Origin of the sequence: Acutalibacter intestini (assembly GCF_034334985.1) — a bacterium.
GTDB lineage: Bacteria > Bacillota > Clostridia > Oscillospirales > Acutalibacteraceae > Acutalibacter > Acutalibacter intestini.
The window spans coordinates 44443-61888 of the sequence record NZ_JAWXXL010000007.1 but is presented as its reverse complement, the minus strand read 5'-3'; the positions used below and the strand labels follow the sequence as shown (position 1 = coordinate 61888).

Below are 17446 nucleotides of genomic sequence, written 5' to 3'. Positions count from 1 at the left end.
GTTGTACAGAAAATAGAAAAAAGACATGAGATAATCGTGTAAAACATAAAAAATGCAGGAAAGTCAAAATAAACTTGCATTTTTAAGGCAGATATATTAAAATGGGTAGTATTGTGGCAAAAAAATGAAAAAAGTAATGGCAAATTCATTCATAGGAGAGATTAAGAATGAAATTAACTTCCATGAGCAACAGCGAGATAAAAGCCCTCTATCAAAGCTCTGCTGAGACCTATAGGCAGTATAAGGCCCAGAGTCTAAATCTAAACATGGCTCGAGGCAAACCTTGTGTAGAGCAGCTAGACCTAGCCTTAGGAGTATTGGAGGCATTACACGCAAGATGTGAGTTCGCCAACTCTAACGGAGACGACTGTCGGAACTACGGCGTTTGGAACGGCCTACCGGAGATGCGAAGCATCTTCAGTGAGTTGTTGGGAGTTCCTACCGATGGGATTATTTTGGGCAATAATTCTAGCTTACAAATGATGTTTGACTGTATTTCCCAGGGCTATACCCATGGTTATGGTGGATGGGATCCTTGGTGTAAGCAGAAAGATGTAAAATTCTTATGCCCAGTTCCGGGGTATGACCGGCATTTTGCCGTAACGGAATATTTTGGCATTAAAATGATTCCCGTACCCATGTTAAAGACTGGACCGGATATGGACCTGATTGAGCGCTTGGTGCGTGATGAGAGTGTGAAAGGATGCTGGTGTGTGCCCAAGTACTCTAATCCCACAGGCGTTACCTATTCAGATGAAACTGTACGCCGCTTTGCCCGGCTGCGCCCTGCCGCCAAAGACTTCCGTATTATGTGGGATGACGCATACTGTGTCCATGATTTAACAGACGAGCCTGACCATTTGCTGAATATCTATGAGGAATGTTTAAAAGAGGGGACAGAGGATCAGGTGCTTATTTTTGCATCCACCTCTAAAATTTCTTTTCCGGGCGCTGGTGTAGCGGCACTGGCAGCTAGTAAACGAAATATCGCTGATTTAAAGACCCGTACTACTGTACAGACTATTGGATCGGATAAACTAAACCAGCTACGGCATGTATTGTTTTTACATGACGCCAATGGAGTACGGAACTTGATGAAAGGTCATCGAAAGATTCTGGAGCCCAAGTTTAAGATTGTCCGGGAAGCCCTGAAGCAAGAGTTGGGTGATCTGGACATTGCCCGGTGGAGCGACCCTCACGGAGGATATTTTGTCAATTTGGATGTAATGAATGGATGTGCCAAACGAGTGGTAGAGCTATGTAAAGAAGCTGGGGTCGTGCTAACTGACGCGGGAGCGACTTTCCCGTATGGGGCTGATCCTAATGACAGTAATATCCGCATCGCTCCGTCGTTCCCGCCAGAGTCTGAGTTGGCCCAAGCTATGAAAGTGTTATGTGTGTCTATAAAGTTGGCTGCTACAGAAAAATTATTGGCAGATCGGGGTTAGTTTTAGGATATGCCTACAGATTATTTTGAAATAGAACTGTGTGTAAAGAGAAAGAGCTTAACATATGTTAAGCTCTTTCTCTTTTATGAAGAAGGGTTGATAGGTTGGGAAAGCATAACGCCTTCTTTCCCCAATTAACCGGCTCTCCATAAAAAATTTGTCAAAAGCCTTGAATATGGACATCGTTAATATTATAATGTATATAGATGGGTATTTTGGGCGGTGCCTGGCCTCCTTTTAGGTCACCAGGCCGCACCAAAAACACTATGAAACCGAAAGGAGTACCAATATGAACTATTCCCATGAAGTGGAAAATATGTGCACGGTAAAAAAGGGCCCTCACCACGGCCCCGCGCCCATTCCCGAAGAGGGTAGATGGGTGAAGGCCTACGAGATTAAGGACATCTCCGGTCTTTCCCATGGTATTGGCTGGTGCGCTCCCCAGCAGGGTGCCTGTAAATTAACGCTCAATGTAAAAGAGGGCATTGTTCAGGAAGCTCTAGTAGAGACCCTGGGCTGTTCTGGCATGACCCACTCTGCCGCGATGGCCGCGGAAATCCTTCCTGGAAAGACTCTGCTGGAATGCCTAAACACCGATCTAGTGTGCGACGCTATCAATGTAGCGATGCGCGAGATCTTTAAACAACTGGCCTATGGCCGCAGTCAAACCGCATTTTCTGAAGATGGTTTGCCCATTGGCGCTGGCTTGGAGGATCTAGGCAAGGGTCTGCGTTCTCAGGTAGGCACTATGTTCTCTACAGGGGCCAAAGGCGTTCGTTACATGGAAATGGCTGAAGGCTATGTGATCAAGATGGCGCTGGACGAAGAGGGCGAGGTTATCGGCTACCAGTTTGTACGTCTGGGCAAAATGCTGGAGGACATCCGCCATGGTGTTTCCCCTGACGAAGCTTATAAGAAAAACATCGGCCAGTATGGCCGGTTTGACGGAGCCGCTAAATATATCGACCCCAGAGAAGAATAATCCAAACCATACTTAATTCAAATAGGAGGACAACTAAATGGCTAACGAAGTCATGTTTGAAGGCAAAGAAAGAAGGATGCCCAAAATTGAGAAGTGCCTCGCAGAGTATGGCCTGGGCAGTCTTGAGGAAGCCCGCGCTCTCTGCAACGAGAAGGGCTTCGATCCCTATGACATTGTAAAAGGCGTGCAGCCCATCGCTTTTGAGAATGCTGGCTGGGCCTACACCTTGGGTTGCGCCATAGCCATCAAGAAGGGCGTGAAAACCGCTGCCGAGGCCGCCGAGGCTATTGGCGTTGGTCTAGAGGCGTTCTGCATTCCTGGATCTGTGGCGGAACAGCGTAATGTAGGCTTGGGTCATGGTAACCTAGGTGCTATGCTGCTTCGCGACGAGACCAAGTGCTTCGCATTTCTGGCTGGACATGAGTCCTTTGCTGCGGCAGAAGGAGCTATCGGCATTGCAAAAACTGCTAACCGTGCTCGTAAAGAGCCCCTGCGCATCATCCTAAATGGTCTGGGTAAAGATGCTGCTTACATTATTTCTCGTATTAACGGCTTTACCTATGTAAAAACTGATTATGATTTCTTCACTGGTGAGCTAAAGGTGGAAGAGACAAAGCCTTTCTCTGACGGTGAGCGCGCGGCTGTTAAGTGCTACGGTGCCAACGATGTTCTGGAAGGCGTAGCTATCATGAAGCACGAAGGCGTGGATGTCTCTATTACTGGCAACTCTACGAACCCCACCCGCTTCCAGCATTTGGTGGCCGGTACATACAAGAAATGGGCTTTGGAGAATGATAAGAAATACTTCTCCGTAGCTTCCGGCGGCGGTACTGGCCGTACCCTGCATCCAGACAATATGGCAGCCGGTCCGGCTTCTTATGGTCTGACCGACTCTATGGGACGTATGCATGGTGATGCCCAGTTTGCTGGATCTTCCTCAGTGCCTGCCCATGTAGAGATGATGGGCCTGATGGGTATGGGCAACAACCCCATGGTGGGTGCTACAGTAGCCTGCGCAGTGGCTGTGTACGAAGGCTTGAATAAATAAATTTGTTTTCGCATAAATAAGGACCAGCATGGTTATGTTCCCATGCTGGTCCTTATTGTTTTGATACAATATATAGTTTGAGTAAACTACTAGATTGACATTTCTTGTGGTCCGTGCTAATATTATCCTAAAAGGTCGAATTTTTGGGGGAAAACTGGTCTGTGAAAAAAGTTATCGTTGCATTTTTTTGTTTTGTGATCTGCGCTTTATTGACATCTTGTTATACCGAAGTCTCAAATACGGGAGAATCGGAAGATGTGGTATTCGACATGGGGACCAATTTGGGGGAAGAAGAGAAAGCTACAGCGCCCATAAGGGCTCGTTTCAAAAGCGATGTGCATGCGCCATATTTAATATATGAAAATGATTTGATACGTCCCAATGCTGCTCTTACCCGTGCCGAAACAGCCTACCTTCTCTATCAGATATTAGATAATCCAGCTGCTGGAAAAGATGGATTCTATGTAGATATTCCCGAAGATGCTTGGTATAGACCTTTTGCCGAGTCTATGGGCAGCATGGGCGTTTTAGAAATATTCGGGACTCGCTTTGAAGGGGATCGCTTGGTGACAAGAAGCGAGTTCACGGTCTTAATCAGCCGCTTCTTTGCGCCCCAAGATACTGAAATTCGCTATAGCGATGTACCAGAGGACCACTGGGCGTTTTCAGAAATTTCTACCGGAATTGCGCTGGGGTGGTTCTCTTGTGGAGAAGAAAATAATTTTCGTCCTCAAGATAATATCACACGTGCAGAGGCTGCCACACTGGTAAACCGGGCTACGGGACGCCAACCGAGTCCGGAATCGGCGGCAGATACTGGTTTTCCCTTTCTAATTGATCTTCAGCCCAGTCACTGGGCTTATTATGACCTTATGGAAGCGGCATTATACCACGAGTATGAACTAGAGGGAGAGTATGAGTTATGGCTCAACTTTCAATGTCCTTCGGCCCAAAGAACACCAGGCTTTTATAACGTGTCCGGAGAGCTTTATTGTGTTGATGAAGGTGGAGAATACATACGTGATGCTTCAGTAGGTGTTTTGGATTTTAACAGTAACGGTCAGTATACTACAGGAAATATAGAACTAGATGAACAGCTAACGACACTAGTGAATCAAAAAACAATAGAGCGTTGGGGTCAGAAAATAAATTTTAGAATTCTATATCTTTATGTATGTGATAATTTTAGGTACTGGCCAACAGAGATGGTAGAAGAGGGGAGTGATGCATGGGAAGCTGAATTCGCGCTGGATCTTCTTACAACGGGAAAAGGGAACTGCTACAACTATGCGGGACTAGTGACCATGTTAGCCCGAAAGTTAGGGTATCAGGCACGAGGAATATCCGGACAGTTCTACAACGACTTTCAGGATTGGACGGTGCATGGATGGTCCGAGATTGAGCTAGATGGCGAGTTGTTTGTCTGTGATGCTGAAATAGAAGGAGAGTATGCCCCCAATAGGGGACTGAAATGGGATCTGTTTTTTAAACCTTATAATGATACCCCGTTAACCTATACGGTCAATGGTGAAATTTTATAATCTAAATCTAAAATTCAAACAGTAGGTAAATATATTAGAGTTTGAAAAATTAGAAAACACTTATAAACTGTAGGTAGTTGAGTTCTGGCAGCAACTACCTACATTTTTTATTGAAGTAGGGAAGGAGAGTGCTACAAGTGCTTCCCTTTACAATTGTGTGTTTCGCTGATAGCGCAAAAGGAAGCACCTCTGGAGGTTTAAAGCAAAACCACTTGACATCAAAATGCACAAGCGCTCAAAAACACAGGCGGTCCCCCACAAATCGGATGTATTGAAACCTCTTGTGGTTTTTTTAGATTTTTCCCAGAGAGATCTCTGATAGCTTTTTGTAATTTTAACCGCGAGAACAGGGGAGAGGCGTCTGTCAAACACAGAGTTTAGGGCGCTGTATTTTTATACGCACCATATTTGGGTCGTCGCCATAACTCACCCCTTGCATTATACATTGGTTTACATAATTTTATTGACATAATATGTTGTGGTTACCCATAAAAAGGGGGAAATATTCATTTTTGGCTCTTGCAAAATCCATCGAAATGTATTATAGTATTAAACACAGGAAATGACTCCCAGTTGCTCTCTGTAAAAGCCAATGCGTTTTCAACATTTTCCTTTATCGCGTGTGGAAACCCAGCAATTCCAAGGTTTGATCCACTTCTACACTCCCAATATCTACAGGATCAGGTTCGCGATGTTCACCATATCTTGGGATGCGGAGTAAAAGAGATGATGTTAAGAGTTCTATTGAGCGCATTTATAAAAAGTTAGGTCCTATCTAGCAACAAGAAAGAAAAATGACAACCTTGGTTGCAAATAAACTTTGTATTTCTATTCAGCTTTTTGCGGAAACGAGAATAGCCAGTTCTCTTTATTCATAGTTATGCTACTAGTAGGGGACACGATCCTCAATCAAAAGGATGGTATACTATGAAAAAAGACGAGCCCTTGTTTGACATTCCGTTTCTACAACGCTTTTCAGCTAAACGAATTTTTTTGCCCTTGTGTGTTACTTTTACTGCTGGAGTTTTATTTGGTTCTGCAGTTGTTTCTTGGATAGAAGCGTCCGGGGTGTCTAGTGAATTACCTTTACACATTTCTGGAGCTTCCGTTTTGACCTCGGATTTCTTTTCTAGTTTTTCAACAATTTTACTAAATGCTTTAACTTCTCTTCTAATTTTGTTTCTATTGGGTGTTACGGCTTTTGGAGCAGTTGGAGTGCCTTTATGTTTGTTTTTGAAAGGCGTGGTGGTGGGTATTGGCGTACTGTCCTTTTTGATAAATGACAGTGCTATGGGACTGATTCGCTCGGCATTAGGATATTTGCCTACAGCATCGGCGCTAGGTTTGCTGCATTTGTTTCTTGGGAGCCGAGCTTTTGAGTTCTCCAAGAGTTTAGCAAAAGCTGGATTCTCATCTTCCAACGAAAGCTTAGATTTCTATAGGTACTTAAAGGATTTTTTGACTCTTCTATGCTTTGCGGTTGCTATTTCACTGGTAGGAAGCCTTTTGGCTTTACTGTCTGCGGTATTATTTTGAGAGGGTGATAGGAAAATGCACGATTACTATTCTATGTTCAGTGAATTTTTGGCTGAGCAAAAGGCGAATTCCGCAAATACTAGGCAATCCTATCTGCGGGACACTTTGAATTACCTGGCGTATCTTTCTGAGATTGACATTACCCCTGAACAGGCTGATGAGCGGGATATTCAAGGTTATGTAGATCGCCTACAGGATATGAACCGTTCCCCTACTACCATTTCCCGTAATCTGGCCTCTGTGCGCTGCTTTTATAAATTCTTGATTTATAAGGGACTACTAGACCAAAATCCGGCCAAAGGTATCAAGTTAAGCAAGGCAGAAAAAAAGCTCCCCCAAGTATTGCAGGGGGAGGAGATCGAACAATTGCTCTCACAGCCAGATATTACAGAGCCCAAAGGATGTCGGGATAAAGCCATGCTGGAGCTGTTATATGCTACGGGAATTCGGGCGTCTGAGTTGATCAATTTGGATATAAACGACATTAACTTACGTTCTGGCGTTCTCTATTGCCGGGGGAATAAGGGGGTCCGCTCTATCCCTGTCTATCCATCGGCAGTGGTTGCTGTTTCTGATTATATATATCGTATGCGCGGGCTCATTGCTGGAGCGGATGACGGAGCGCTGTTCGTAAACTTAAATGGTGGTCGGCTAACCCGCCAAGGGTTTTGGAAAATTGTGAAGAGCTATGCCGTAGAGGCTGGCATTATGAAGGAAATCACACCACATACGATACGCCATTCTTTTGCCCTACATTTGTTAGAAAACGGCGCCTCGGTCAAAGACATCCAGACCATGATGGGCCATGCGGACATTTCTTCCACCCAGGTATATGTGCAGCTGTTGGACAACCATGTCCGCCAGGTGTATCAGGACTGCCATCCTAAGGCAAAATTGGGATGAGCAAACAAATAATTCATATTAGGGAGTTGGTTTTTTGGCTTTTCTAGGTCTCTTCGGAAATTATGACAAACCTGGTCCGGGCGTCAATAAAGACGATCCGCCTAAGGCAGCACCGGTACAGTTCTTTGAGATCCTGCTTAGAAAATTTTCTAAGCTGGTACAGGTGAATCTTATCTTTCTTCTTCCCACTATTGCTACTGCTTTTCTTATGTTTCTGGTATTTTTATCGCCTACGCATTTTATTATCTTTATTGGCAGCCTTCAACTGGATGGCTGGGTCACCTTTATAGTACCAGCTCCTCTGGTTTTGTTGTCTCCCTTTACTGCTGGGCTGACTTTCATCACCCGAAATTTTTCCAGAGAAGAGCACGCTTTCATCTGGTCTGACTTTTGGGATGCTGTAAAGGGCAACTGGAAATACTTCCTCCTGAACGGCTTAATTTGCTACTTGATGTACGTCATTCTGGGCTTCTCAGTAATGTACTATTTTAATATGGCTGCTTCCGAATGGCTGTACTATATTCCTTGCTGGATGTGCGTGATCGTTGCTGTGGTATTTCTGTTTGCCCAATACTATCTACCGGTTATGTTTATCACCTTTGACTTGAAATTCACACATGCCTATAAAAATGCTCTGATCTTTACTGTGGCGGGATTTGGAAGGAATATTCTGCTAACTGCTATATTGGCCGGTTTACTGATTCTTCTGTTCTGTGTCCCCCTTATGAACATCACTTTGTTGGTATTATTGCTTCTAACTATCCTAATACTGTTTTCTTTTATCTCTTATTTAATCAATTTTACGGTTTATCCAGTCATTGACCGTTACCTGATTCAACCCTATAACAAGATGCAGGAAGAGAAAGAACAGGGGATAGAGCAAGCAAACAAGGAGTCTGCTGAGGAAGAGTTCTCCGGTCTGTTTGCCCAGATTCCGGAAGAGGAAGAAGAGGATGGGGAGGATAAATATGTGTATATTAATGGAAAGCTAGTGAAAAAGTCTGAACTTAAAAAAGGCGAACAAGAGCGAGAACAAACGTAAACTTATCTGGCATCTAAAAGGAAAAGACAGTCCCATAAAAAAGCAAGCCATAAAGCGATTTTTTCGCTACGGCTTGCTTTTTTATGGGCTTCTATCCTAAATGAAGGATCTGTCGGAACGCAAAATTATTGAACAGTTATATTCCTGGAGTCTGTTTTACATCAACAGAGTATGAATCTAGCTCTCATCATCCTTGTCCTGGAAATCTTCTTTTCGATGAGGCGGACTTTTCTTTCGCGGCGTCATCTTAGCTAGGGGATTCGCATTTACAGCAGCCTCCATCTGTTCGCTGGAGGTATGGGTGTATATCTCCGTAGTACCCAAATTCTCATGACCTAGAATATCCTGTAGTACTCGAATATCCACATCTCCGTAACGATACATCAGGGTTGCGGCAGTGTGGCGAAGCTTGTGCACGGAATAGCCTGGACCTCCAAGGCCTATTTTTTCTAAATTCTTTTTAACAATATACTGTACCGTCTTAGGGCTGATTCGCTGTTTTCTACTACTTAAAAACAGAGCGTTCCGATCAATCACGCCATCTCGGGGACGCACAGCCAAATAACTGTCAATCGCATCAATACAGGCTTGGTTTAGGTAGACAATACGCTCTTTGTTGCCTTTTCCTAAAATCCGCAGCGTATCGTTGTTTCTCAGCACATCATTCAGATTAATACCTACTAATTCTGAAAGGCGCATTCCACAGTTGAGGAAGAGCGTAATCATACAGCGGTCTCGTTCCTGGTCAGGTCCATCCACTACATTTAGTAGTTCGATACTTTGTTCGAGAGAAAGGAAGTGGGGCAAAGCTTTTTTGGCTTTAGGGGGTGTTAGATTATCCGTAGGGTTGTCTGTCAGCAAGTTTTCATGAATGGTGAGATATTTAAAGAACGACTTCAGTGCCGAGGACTTGCGTTGACGGGTGGAACTGATATTATTTCGTTCATCTGCTACATAGTTCATAAACTCAAAGATGTCGTATGTACTGATACTACGGATAAAATCCAAGTCTACATCCTGAACAGAAATTTCTTCCACTGGCTTGTCCAGCGAAACCAAGTCACGGTGTTGCTTCATAAACCGAAAAAACGTACGTAGATCCATACAGTAGCTGTCTACGGTTTTAGCAGACAGGCCTTTAATATTCCGCAAATACATAGCATACTGTTGAACGATGTTGGACATCTCATTTTTAATGGAAAAGGCCATTTTAGGTTTTTAACTCCCCTCAATTATACAAAATATTCATTTAGTACAATTTCGTATATCGTTTATTCCCCAACCACTGAAAGTGCTTTTTCAAAGTCAAGCCGCAGAAGCTGCTTATCGTTTGGCAAATTGCTAATCTCTCTCAGTACCAACACATAACCATACTGGAGCATCTCTTTTTGCAGACAGTGCGGCTCCACATCCCGGTGCAGTTGACTCACGGCCTGGAACTGTTCCTGATAAGGCGAAGCTGAAACAAACGATGTCGGTTCCAACTGTCGCTGTATCACACAGCTGACATATTTAGCTTTTATCATTGCTACGTGGGCACAAAAAGTTTTTATACCAATATACTCAATGACTAAATCGGCTATTACCAAGTCCACTACCGGCAATTTAGAACTTTGTTCTGTTAGGTCTACCTGCTGTAGCTGTAAGCGTTCCCCTAAAACTGATCTGAATCTTTGCGCACAAGCCTGTAAATACTCTTGATTAACATCAAAGCCATAAATAGTTTGCAGCTTATTGCCGCAGTGTTCTAAACCGTTTCCTCCAGCAATTCCAAATACCGCTGCGCTAACTGCACTCGGGCTGGCCCGCCATTGGTTTTTCATAATACAGTTCAAAGCTTGCAGTTGTGCAACCTGTGCTAAACTCATATGGGCCTCATAGATATATAGTGGCATTTGCTCCCAGGGATTCATCATTCCTGCCTCCGATCATCGAACAAAATTTCAAGATAGGACCAACAACCCACCCACGTCGGTTAGTGGCCCTTTCATCAATTCTAAAGCACGTATACCACGTTTCGCTAAAAAATTTTGAATCTTCTTGCCATCCGGATGGTTGGAGAGACTTCCTGCAAAAACCATAAGGTCTGGTGCCAGTAAGCCACAGCAGCCTCCAAACAGGCCGGTATCATACCCAGGCAGCCTTATGAAACCAGGCGTTATTTGTAGTACTTGCATTCCAACACGTGCTAAAGCTTTAGCTACCCCCTGATCTGCGGTAATAGCGGAACGACTGTCAACCAAAGCGGTAGAACAAGCTGCGTATCCTTGTTTGACCGGTATTGATTGAAACCCAAGCCGCTGGCTATGTTCGCGGATTGCCATATCTAGGGTGCTTACGTTGCACAAAAGGAACTTATCCCAGGCCAAAGCGTTGCAAAGCACGTCTCTTGGATAGCCATTCTCTGGCGCAGCGGCAGTCTCCCTTATACAAAGCCCCTGTTTTGCGAAGGATTTCTTTAATGGACTCCCCTTTAGAACAAAGATTTGTCCATCCAGCAGACAAACTTGCATGTCCGGGTGCCAGCTCACCGGTTCTGGCAAACGGCTGTCATGCTTCGTAACTATTACATGAAAGCCCCTCTCCTTTAGTGCACGAGTCCACTCAGGATACTTCCCCGAGACTAGCACTATTTGTGCAAATGTTTCCGGTAGTCTGGTTGGTTTCATGTAGCAGCTTCAAAGGCTTGACGGATATTCTTCGCACCGATGACCTTTACCCCCTCAAAGGTTTTTCCCGCCAAGCTTTTCAGGCCGTGGTAAGGCAAAATGCATTGGGAAAAGCCTAACCGGGCTGCCTCTGTAATGCGAAGGTCGCTGCGGCTAATGCTTCGCAGTTCACCAGTCAAGCCAATCTCGCCAAACACGACCGTGTCCTCTCGAATAGGCACATCCTTCAAACTGGAGATCAGGGCAATAGCCACAGCCAGGTCCACAGCAGGCTCGTCCAGCCGTAGCCCACCCACCACATTGATATAAGCGTCCAGATTAGAAAAATAGTACCCCGCGCGCTTTTCCAGTACAGCCAAAATCAGAGCCATACGGTTATAATCAAATCCAGTGGCCATGCGACGGGGTGTGCCAAAACCAGATGTGGTGGCCAAGCCCTGAATTTCAGCTAGCAAAGGCCTTGACCCCTCCATTACAGCTGTCACACAGGTTCCAGAAGCATCTTTTGGCCGTCCAGAGAGCATCGCAAGAGAGGGATTTTCCACCTGCCGCAGGCCGTGTTCCCCCATATCAAACACCCCGATTTCATTGGTAGAACCATACCGGTTTTTTACAGCCCGCAATATGCGGTAGGTCATTTGCCGGTCGCCCTCGAATAATAACACTGCGTCCACAATATGTTCCAGTACCTTTGGGCCGGCAATGGCCCCGTCCTTATTTACATGGCCCACCACAATAATAGGAATGTCCAGTGCCTTAGCACAACGCATCATGGAATTCGTACACTCCCGTACCTGGGTCACGCTGCCAGGCGAAGATGTCAGATCCGTATGATTCATCGTTTGAATTGAGTCGATCATCACCAGGTCCGGTTTTTCCGAACGGATTTGCTCTACCACATATTGCACATCTGTTTCGGTAAGTATTTTTAAATTAACACTTTGTACACCTAGCCGAGAAGCCCGCAGCTTAATCTGCCGGGCAGATTCCTCTCCAGATACATAAAGAATTTGTAGGGTACGACCTAAAAACTCACAGATCTGCAACAAAATAGTAGACTTGCCAATACCTGGGTCGCCGCTGATGAGTACCAAGGAGCCCTTGACAATTCCTCCCCCTAACACCCGGTCCAATTCAGAAAGCCCCGTGTGATATCGATGTTCCTCTGTAGTACTGATTTCATTGATGGGCGTTGGTTTGGCCATCCCCCCTGTTCCGCGGATGGCCGCAGTCCGCGAAGGCGCTACAGACTCTTTTGCTGTTTCCACCATTGTGTTCCACTGGCCGCACCCTGGACATTTACCAGCCCACTTGGCAGCTTCATATCCACACTGTGTACACTGAAACATCAACTTGATTTTCCCAGCCATAGATACGCCTCCCCTAAATACGGTCCGTGAAGCCGCTAAACTTGATAGGCACAGCGGCTTTCTTTTTGCATATAGTATATCACATTTTTGTTCTCTTGCCAAGGGAAAGCTATTGGGATCCTTCTACTTTAATAAATCTATTGCGCCTGCATGGATGACTCATTCATATTTTCCTGCAAATAATCAATCAACCCATTGTAAATGGCCGCAGCCATATCCTTCTGATAGCTTTCAGTACACAGCTTTTCTGTTTCCGCATAATTGGAGAGAAATCCACATTCGACCAATATCGCTGGGACTTGACAGTTATTCATAAGGTATATATTGCTGCCAGCCAGTTTATTCTCGCGTTTATTATCCGGCTGCAAAGAGCCAACAATATTCTGCCGAACGGATTCTGCCAGGCTGGCACTTTCTTCTCGATTGGCGGAGTAAAAAACTTGGGCTCCACTGTACTTTTCCTCTGAGAAGTGATTTTGGTGGATGCTAATAAGGATACACTCCCCTGTTTCCTCCACTAGGCGTAGCCTGGCCCGGGTGTCAGAACGCTTTCTTTCCGACACGGTACCCAAAGATGAATCTCCCACAGAAACATCGCTATTTCGGACCATTATTACCTCAAAATTATTCTGCTTCAAGTCTTTTTCTAATTCCAAAGCGATGGCCAAATTGATGTCTTTTTCCAATACACCATTTACAGCTATTGCTCCTCCATCCTCACCACCGTGTCCGGCGTCAACAACAATAATACCCTTTTTCTTAAAGAAATCCGCATGAAATGCCACAATCCCGAACGCTTGTATGGTCTGTAATGTGAAAAGGGCTATAGATGTAGAGAATAATACTAAAAACATGATTTTCCTTCTCATAGACATTACCTCCTAGAAATAGCTATGCTTTTGGAAAATGAAGTATTCTCTTTTCAAATTCTTCCTTTCGTGGTATAATGAAATAGAATAAATACTTAATAAAGGAATGGGTCAGAATGAGAATCAGCGAATTATTAAAAGCAAAAGACATTGTATTTTCTTGTGAAATATTCCCTCCCAAAAAAGAGGGCAGTTTTGAGGAAGTATTTCAAGTGGTCGATAAGATCAGCGCGATGGGCGCGGACTTCATCAGTGTTACCTATGGTGCCGGCGGCAGCTCCTCCAAAAAGACTGTGGAGGTGGCTTCCTATGTTCAAAACAATCGTCATACCACAGCCCTAGCCCATCTAACTTGTATTGGAGCAACAAAGGATGAGATTAGCAAACAACTAGCCGGATTAAGGGAAAGTGGTATCGAAAATATTATGGCGCTGCGGGGTGACAAGCCAATGAACTTTACACGAGAGGGCGACTACCGCCATGCGATTAACCTAATTCAGGAGATTCATGCCAGCGGAGACTTCTGTGTAGGTGGCGCTTGTTACCCAGAAGGCCATGTAGAATGTGAGCACAAGGCAGATGATATTTCCTATCTAAAGGAGAAAGTAGACGCCGGCTGTGACTTTTTGACCACACAGATGTTTTTTGACAATAACATCTATTATAATTTTCTATATCGGACTTTATCAGCTGGTATCAACGTACCGATTATTCCGGGTATTATGCCCATCATTAATGCCCGGCAGGTAAAACGCTCCTGTGAACTTTCAGGTGCTACCATGCCCCCCCGTTTTTTGGCCATTGCGGATCGGTTCTCGGGAGATCCTCAGGCTATGGAGCAGGCTGGTATTGCTTATGCTACGGACCAAATCGTGGATCTAATTGCTAATGGTGTACGTTATATTCACCTATATACGATGAATCGTCCAAAAACTGCGGAAAAAATTCTCAGTAATTTGAGTCATATTCTTCGGTGAGGGTCTTATGTTGAATAGAAAAGAAATTTTGCGCTATATGAATGCTCCAGGCGGCGAGGCGGCTTTGGGGACTCTCATTGATCGAGCCGAAGAGGAAATAATCAATGCTTCCAGACCAAAGCATGTTTATAGCCGGGTCACTGTAGATGTAGATAAAGAAAAGGGCCAGGTCGTTTTGGCAGGGACTCTTATACAAAGTCGCGACCTAGCCATGCACCTGCAAAGTTGCTTCGAAGGATTCCTTTTTGCCAGTACTCTTGGGCCAGGGGTGGATATACTGGTAAAGCGATATACCATTACAGAAACGCCTATGCTACCTGTCATTCAAGCGGTTTCGGCAGCTTATACCGAATTTTGCGCTGACAATGCCCAAAAGGATCTAGAAATCTATGCTACAGCCCATGAGCAGTATTTACGCCCTCGGTATAGTCCAGGTTATGGAGATTTTTCTTTAAGTTATCAGCGCTTCCTGTTTGATGCATTAGAAATCCCCAAAAAGCTCGGTGTTTCGCTAACAGAATCTTTTCTTATGGTCCCCTTTAAATCTATAACCGCTGTAATTGGGCTGTCCAGCGATCCTTCCCTTTGCCATATTAATAAGTGTATGACCTGTACTGCAAAAAACTGCCCATTTAGAAAGGATGATATTTACAATGGCTGATATTTTAAAGGAACTTGGCAAAAGACCGCTTTTCTTTGACGGCGCAATGGGGACGGTTTTGCAAGAAAGTGGACTTCTTCCCGGCCAAGCTCCAGAGCTTTGGAATTTAAGCCATCCAGAAAAAATTCTGCATATTCACAAAGCCTATTTAGACGCAGGCGCTGACATTCTGTGTGCAAATACTTTTGGTGCAAATCCTTTCAAATGCGCTGAAAACGCTATTGACTTAGAGCAAGTGATTTCAGCTGCGGTGTGCTTGGCCCAAAAAGCTGTGGAACAAGCTGGTCATGGCATGGTTGCTTTGGACATTGGTCCTAGTGGCAAATTGTTGGCGCCCATGGGAGATTTGGAATTTGAGACTGCAGTGGCTGCGTTTGGGCGAATTGCAAGAGCCGGCGCCGCTGCTGGCGTCGATTGTGTTCTGATTGAAACCATGAATGATCTTTACGAAGCAAAAGCTGCTCTTTTAGCTGTAAAGGAAAGCACTTCACTCCCTGTGTTCGTTACCATGACGGTTGATGCAGATGGAAAGCTGCTTACTGGTGGAGACTTGCCAGCAATGGCCTCTATTTTAGAAGGTCTTGGTGCCGACGCCATTGGTCTAAACTGCGGACTGGGCCCAAAGCAAATGCTGGGATTAATTGATACCCTCCGTAACTATACTACATTGCCGTTGGTAATTAACCCCAATGCAGGCTTGCCCAAAGAGCGGGATGGTCAGACCTGTTTTGATGTCGGTCCACTAGAATTCTCACAGCTTATGGAACAGATCGTTCATGCCGGCGCCTGGGTTATTGGAGGGTGCTGTGGTACCACACCTGAGCATATTCGCCAAATGGTGGCGCTATGTAAAGGTTTGCCCTGCACACCTCTGCCCCAGATACGGCCCACAGTAGTAGCCTCTGGAATGTGTGCAGTAGAATTTGGGAAAAGTCCGGTCATTATTGGAGAAAGAATTAACCCTACAGGGAAGTCGCGGTTTAAGCAGGCCCTCCGAGAAAACGATCTTCCCTATATCTTGCGGGAGGGAATTGCTCAGCAGGATGCGGGGGCTCATATCTTAGATGTAAATGTAGGACTGCCTGAAATTGACGAACCAGCTATGATGTGCCGCATAGTTGGTGAATTACAGTCTATCTCCCCTCTTCCACTGCAAATCGACACTTCTGATCCTATTACCATGGAAAAAGCCATGCGCCTCTACAATGGTAAGGCACTGGTCAATTCCGTTACAGCCAAAGAAGAATCCATGGCGGCAATTTTTCCCTTGGTTCAGAAGTACGGGGGTGTGGTAATTGGGCTGACGATTACGGAAAACGGCATTCCAGATACTACGCAGGGTCGAGTGAACGCGGCGGCAAAAATTGTAGAAACCGCTGCAAAATATGGTATTTCTAAAAGTGATATAATCATTGATCCTCTGACCATGGCTGTCAGCACAGGAAAAGATGCAGCCCTAGTTACTCTGGATGCTCTTCGAAGAATTCGTCAAGAATTGGGGGTATACACTTCTTTGGGGGTGTCGAATGTCTCCTTTGGGTTACCGCAAAGAGAAAGTGTTACCTCAGCATTCTTTTTGATGGCTCTGCAGTCCGGTCTGGACGCTGCCATTATGAACCCAATCTCTCATCAGATGATGCAAGCCTATCGCTCCTTCTGCGCATTGTCTGGCCAGGATGAAAATTGTATGGCTTATATTGAAGCTTATGCTGAAGTTGAGGCTCCTTCAGTTAAGACTGGAACCATTAGGCAAATGACTCTGCGGCAGACCATTGAAAAAGGCTTAAAGGAGGCCGCAGCCCAGCAAGCAGCTGAAGCTGTAAAGACTGCCAGTGGTTTAGAAATCATTAATCAAGAAATTGTCCCAGCCCTAGACGCTGTTGGTCAGCAATTTGAGGCTAAGACCCTATTTTTGCCCCAGCTCTTAATGAGTGCAGATGCGGCCAAAGCAGCTTTTGAAGTGCTCAAATCCCACATGTCGGGACAGGCCTCTGAACAGAGCAGCTTAACCATTGTAATCGCTACCGTAAAAGGGGATGTACATGATATTGGCAAGAATATTGTGAAAGTCCTGCTGGAAAACTATAACTTTGCTGTCGTTGACCTCGGCAAGGATGTCTCCCCGGAAGCGGTTGTAGAGGCTGTAAAGAAAAATAACGCTGGGCTTGTGGGGCTCAGCGCCTTAATGACTACTACAGTGGCACACATGAAAGAAACTATCGATCTGCTTCGTAAAGAAGTCCCTGAGGTAAAGATTATGGTGGGCGGTGCGGTGCTAACCCAAGAATACGCCGACATGATCGGCGCAGACTTCTATGGTGTGGACGCTATGGCATCGGTCCGGTATGCGATGAAGTTAGCACACAGCAAATCAGAATAATTATGGAGCCCGTTATGGTG

15 protein-coding genes are annotated in these 17446 nt (G+C 45.1%); 10 read left to right on the top strand and 5 right to left on the bottom strand.

Annotated elements, in window-relative coordinates; all coding sequences use genetic code 11:
• Positions 1-167 precede the first annotated feature (167 nt).
• The 7 genes from U8U68_RS07785 to U8U68_RS07755 all read left to right on the top strand — a co-directional run bounded on the left by U8U68_RS07785 (position 168) and on the right by U8U68_RS07755 (position 8500).
• Entirely contained in the window at positions 168-1448 is a 1281-nt protein-coding gene (locus U8U68_RS07785; protein WP_322200265.1) for an aspartate aminotransferase type Ic, read from the top strand.
• 289 nt (positions 1449-1737) lie between these two features.
• Positions 1738-2430: an iron-sulfur cluster assembly scaffold protein gene (locus U8U68_RS07780; RefSeq protein ID WP_120427247.1), complete on the top strand. Its 693-nt coding sequence runs from the start codon at positions 1738-1740 to the stop codon at positions 2428-2430.
• 37 nt (positions 2431-2467) lie between these two features.
• Positions 2468-3478, top strand: coding sequence for a GGGtGRT protein (locus U8U68_RS07775; protein ID WP_322200264.1), 1011 nt, complete (start codon positions 2468-2470; stop codon positions 3476-3478).
• A 161-nt stretch (positions 3479-3639) separates the two neighbouring features.
• Positions 3640-5019: an S-layer homology domain-containing protein gene (locus tag U8U68_RS07770; RefSeq protein WP_322200263.1), complete on the top strand. Its 1380-nt coding sequence runs from the start codon at positions 3640-3642 to the stop codon at positions 5017-5019.
• 927 nt (positions 5020-5946) lie between these two features.
• Positions 5947-6555, top strand: coding sequence for a stage II sporulation protein M (locus U8U68_RS07765; RefSeq protein ID WP_322200262.1), 609 nt, complete (start codon positions 5947-5949; stop codon positions 6553-6555).
• Positions 6556-6570: 15 nt separating this feature from the next.
• A complete protein-coding gene (locus U8U68_RS07760; RefSeq protein ID WP_322200261.1) occupies positions 6571-7458 on the top strand; it encodes a tyrosine recombinase in 888 nt (295 codons plus the stop codon).
• A gap of 34 nt (positions 7459-7492) precedes the next feature.
• Positions 7493-8500, top strand: coding sequence for a DUF624 domain-containing protein (locus U8U68_RS07755; RefSeq protein WP_322200260.1), 1008 nt, complete (start codon positions 7493-7495; stop codon positions 8498-8500).
• A gap of 177 nt (positions 8501-8677) precedes the next feature.
• On the opposite strand, the gene U8U68_RS07750 is transcribed toward U8U68_RS07755, so the two are convergent.
• The 5 genes from U8U68_RS07750 to U8U68_RS07730 all read right to left on the bottom strand — a co-directional run bounded on the left by U8U68_RS07750 (position 8678) and on the right by U8U68_RS07730 (position 13408).
• Positions 8678-9709 (bottom strand): tyrosine recombinase XerC, encoded by a 1032-nt coding sequence (locus U8U68_RS07750; protein WP_322200259.1) that lies wholly within the window; start codon positions 9707-9709, stop codon positions 8678-8680.
• A gap of 62 nt (positions 9710-9771) precedes the next feature.
• The gene (locus U8U68_RS07745) at positions 9772-10416 is read right to left on the bottom strand and encodes a methyltransferase type 11 (protein WP_322200258.1); all 645 of its coding nucleotides are present in this window, start codon (positions 10414-10416) and stop codon (positions 9772-9774) included.
• Positions 10417-10443: 27 nt separating this feature from the next.
• On the bottom strand, positions 10444-11169 hold the full coding sequence (locus U8U68_RS07740; RefSeq protein ID WP_331679111.1) for a DUF6873 family GME fold protein: 726 nt from the start codon (positions 11167-11169) through the stop codon (positions 10444-10446).
• On the bottom strand, positions 11166-12539 hold the full coding sequence (radA, locus tag U8U68_RS07735; protein WP_322200256.1) for a DNA repair protein RadA: 1374 nt from the start codon (positions 12537-12539) through the stop codon (positions 11166-11168). The genes U8U68_RS07740 and radA overlap by 4 nt, the downstream gene beginning before the upstream one ends.
• Before the next feature lie 137 nt (positions 12540-12676).
• Entirely contained in the window at positions 12677-13408 is a 732-nt protein-coding gene (locus tag U8U68_RS07730; RefSeq protein WP_322200255.1) for an N-acetylmuramoyl-L-alanine amidase, read from the bottom strand.
• A 116-nt stretch (positions 13409-13524) separates the two neighbouring features.
• Here U8U68_RS07730 and metF point away from each other — a divergent pair, with 116 nt between their 5' ends.
• Genes metF through U8U68_RS07715 form a run of 3 tightly spaced genes read left to right on the top strand, consistent with a single transcriptional unit; the run spans position 13525 to position 17426 of the window.
• Positions 13525-14385, top strand: a complete 861-nt coding sequence (gene metF, locus U8U68_RS07725; RefSeq protein ID WP_322200254.1) for a methylenetetrahydrofolate reductase [NAD(P)H] — start codon at positions 13525-13527, stop codon at positions 14383-14385.
• Between the two features lie 7 nt (positions 14386-14392).
• The gene (locus U8U68_RS07720; protein ID WP_322200253.1) at positions 14393-15046 is read left to right on the top strand and encodes a vitamin B12 dependent-methionine synthase activation domain-containing protein; all 654 of its coding nucleotides are present in this window, start codon (positions 14393-14395) and stop codon (positions 15044-15046) included.
• Positions 15039-17426, top strand: coding sequence for a homocysteine S-methyltransferase family protein (locus tag U8U68_RS07715; protein ID WP_322200252.1), 2388 nt, complete (start codon positions 15039-15041; stop codon positions 17424-17426). Before U8U68_RS07720 ends, U8U68_RS07715 begins: the two co-directional genes overlap by 8 nt.
• Positions 17427-17446: the final 20 nt, after the last annotated feature.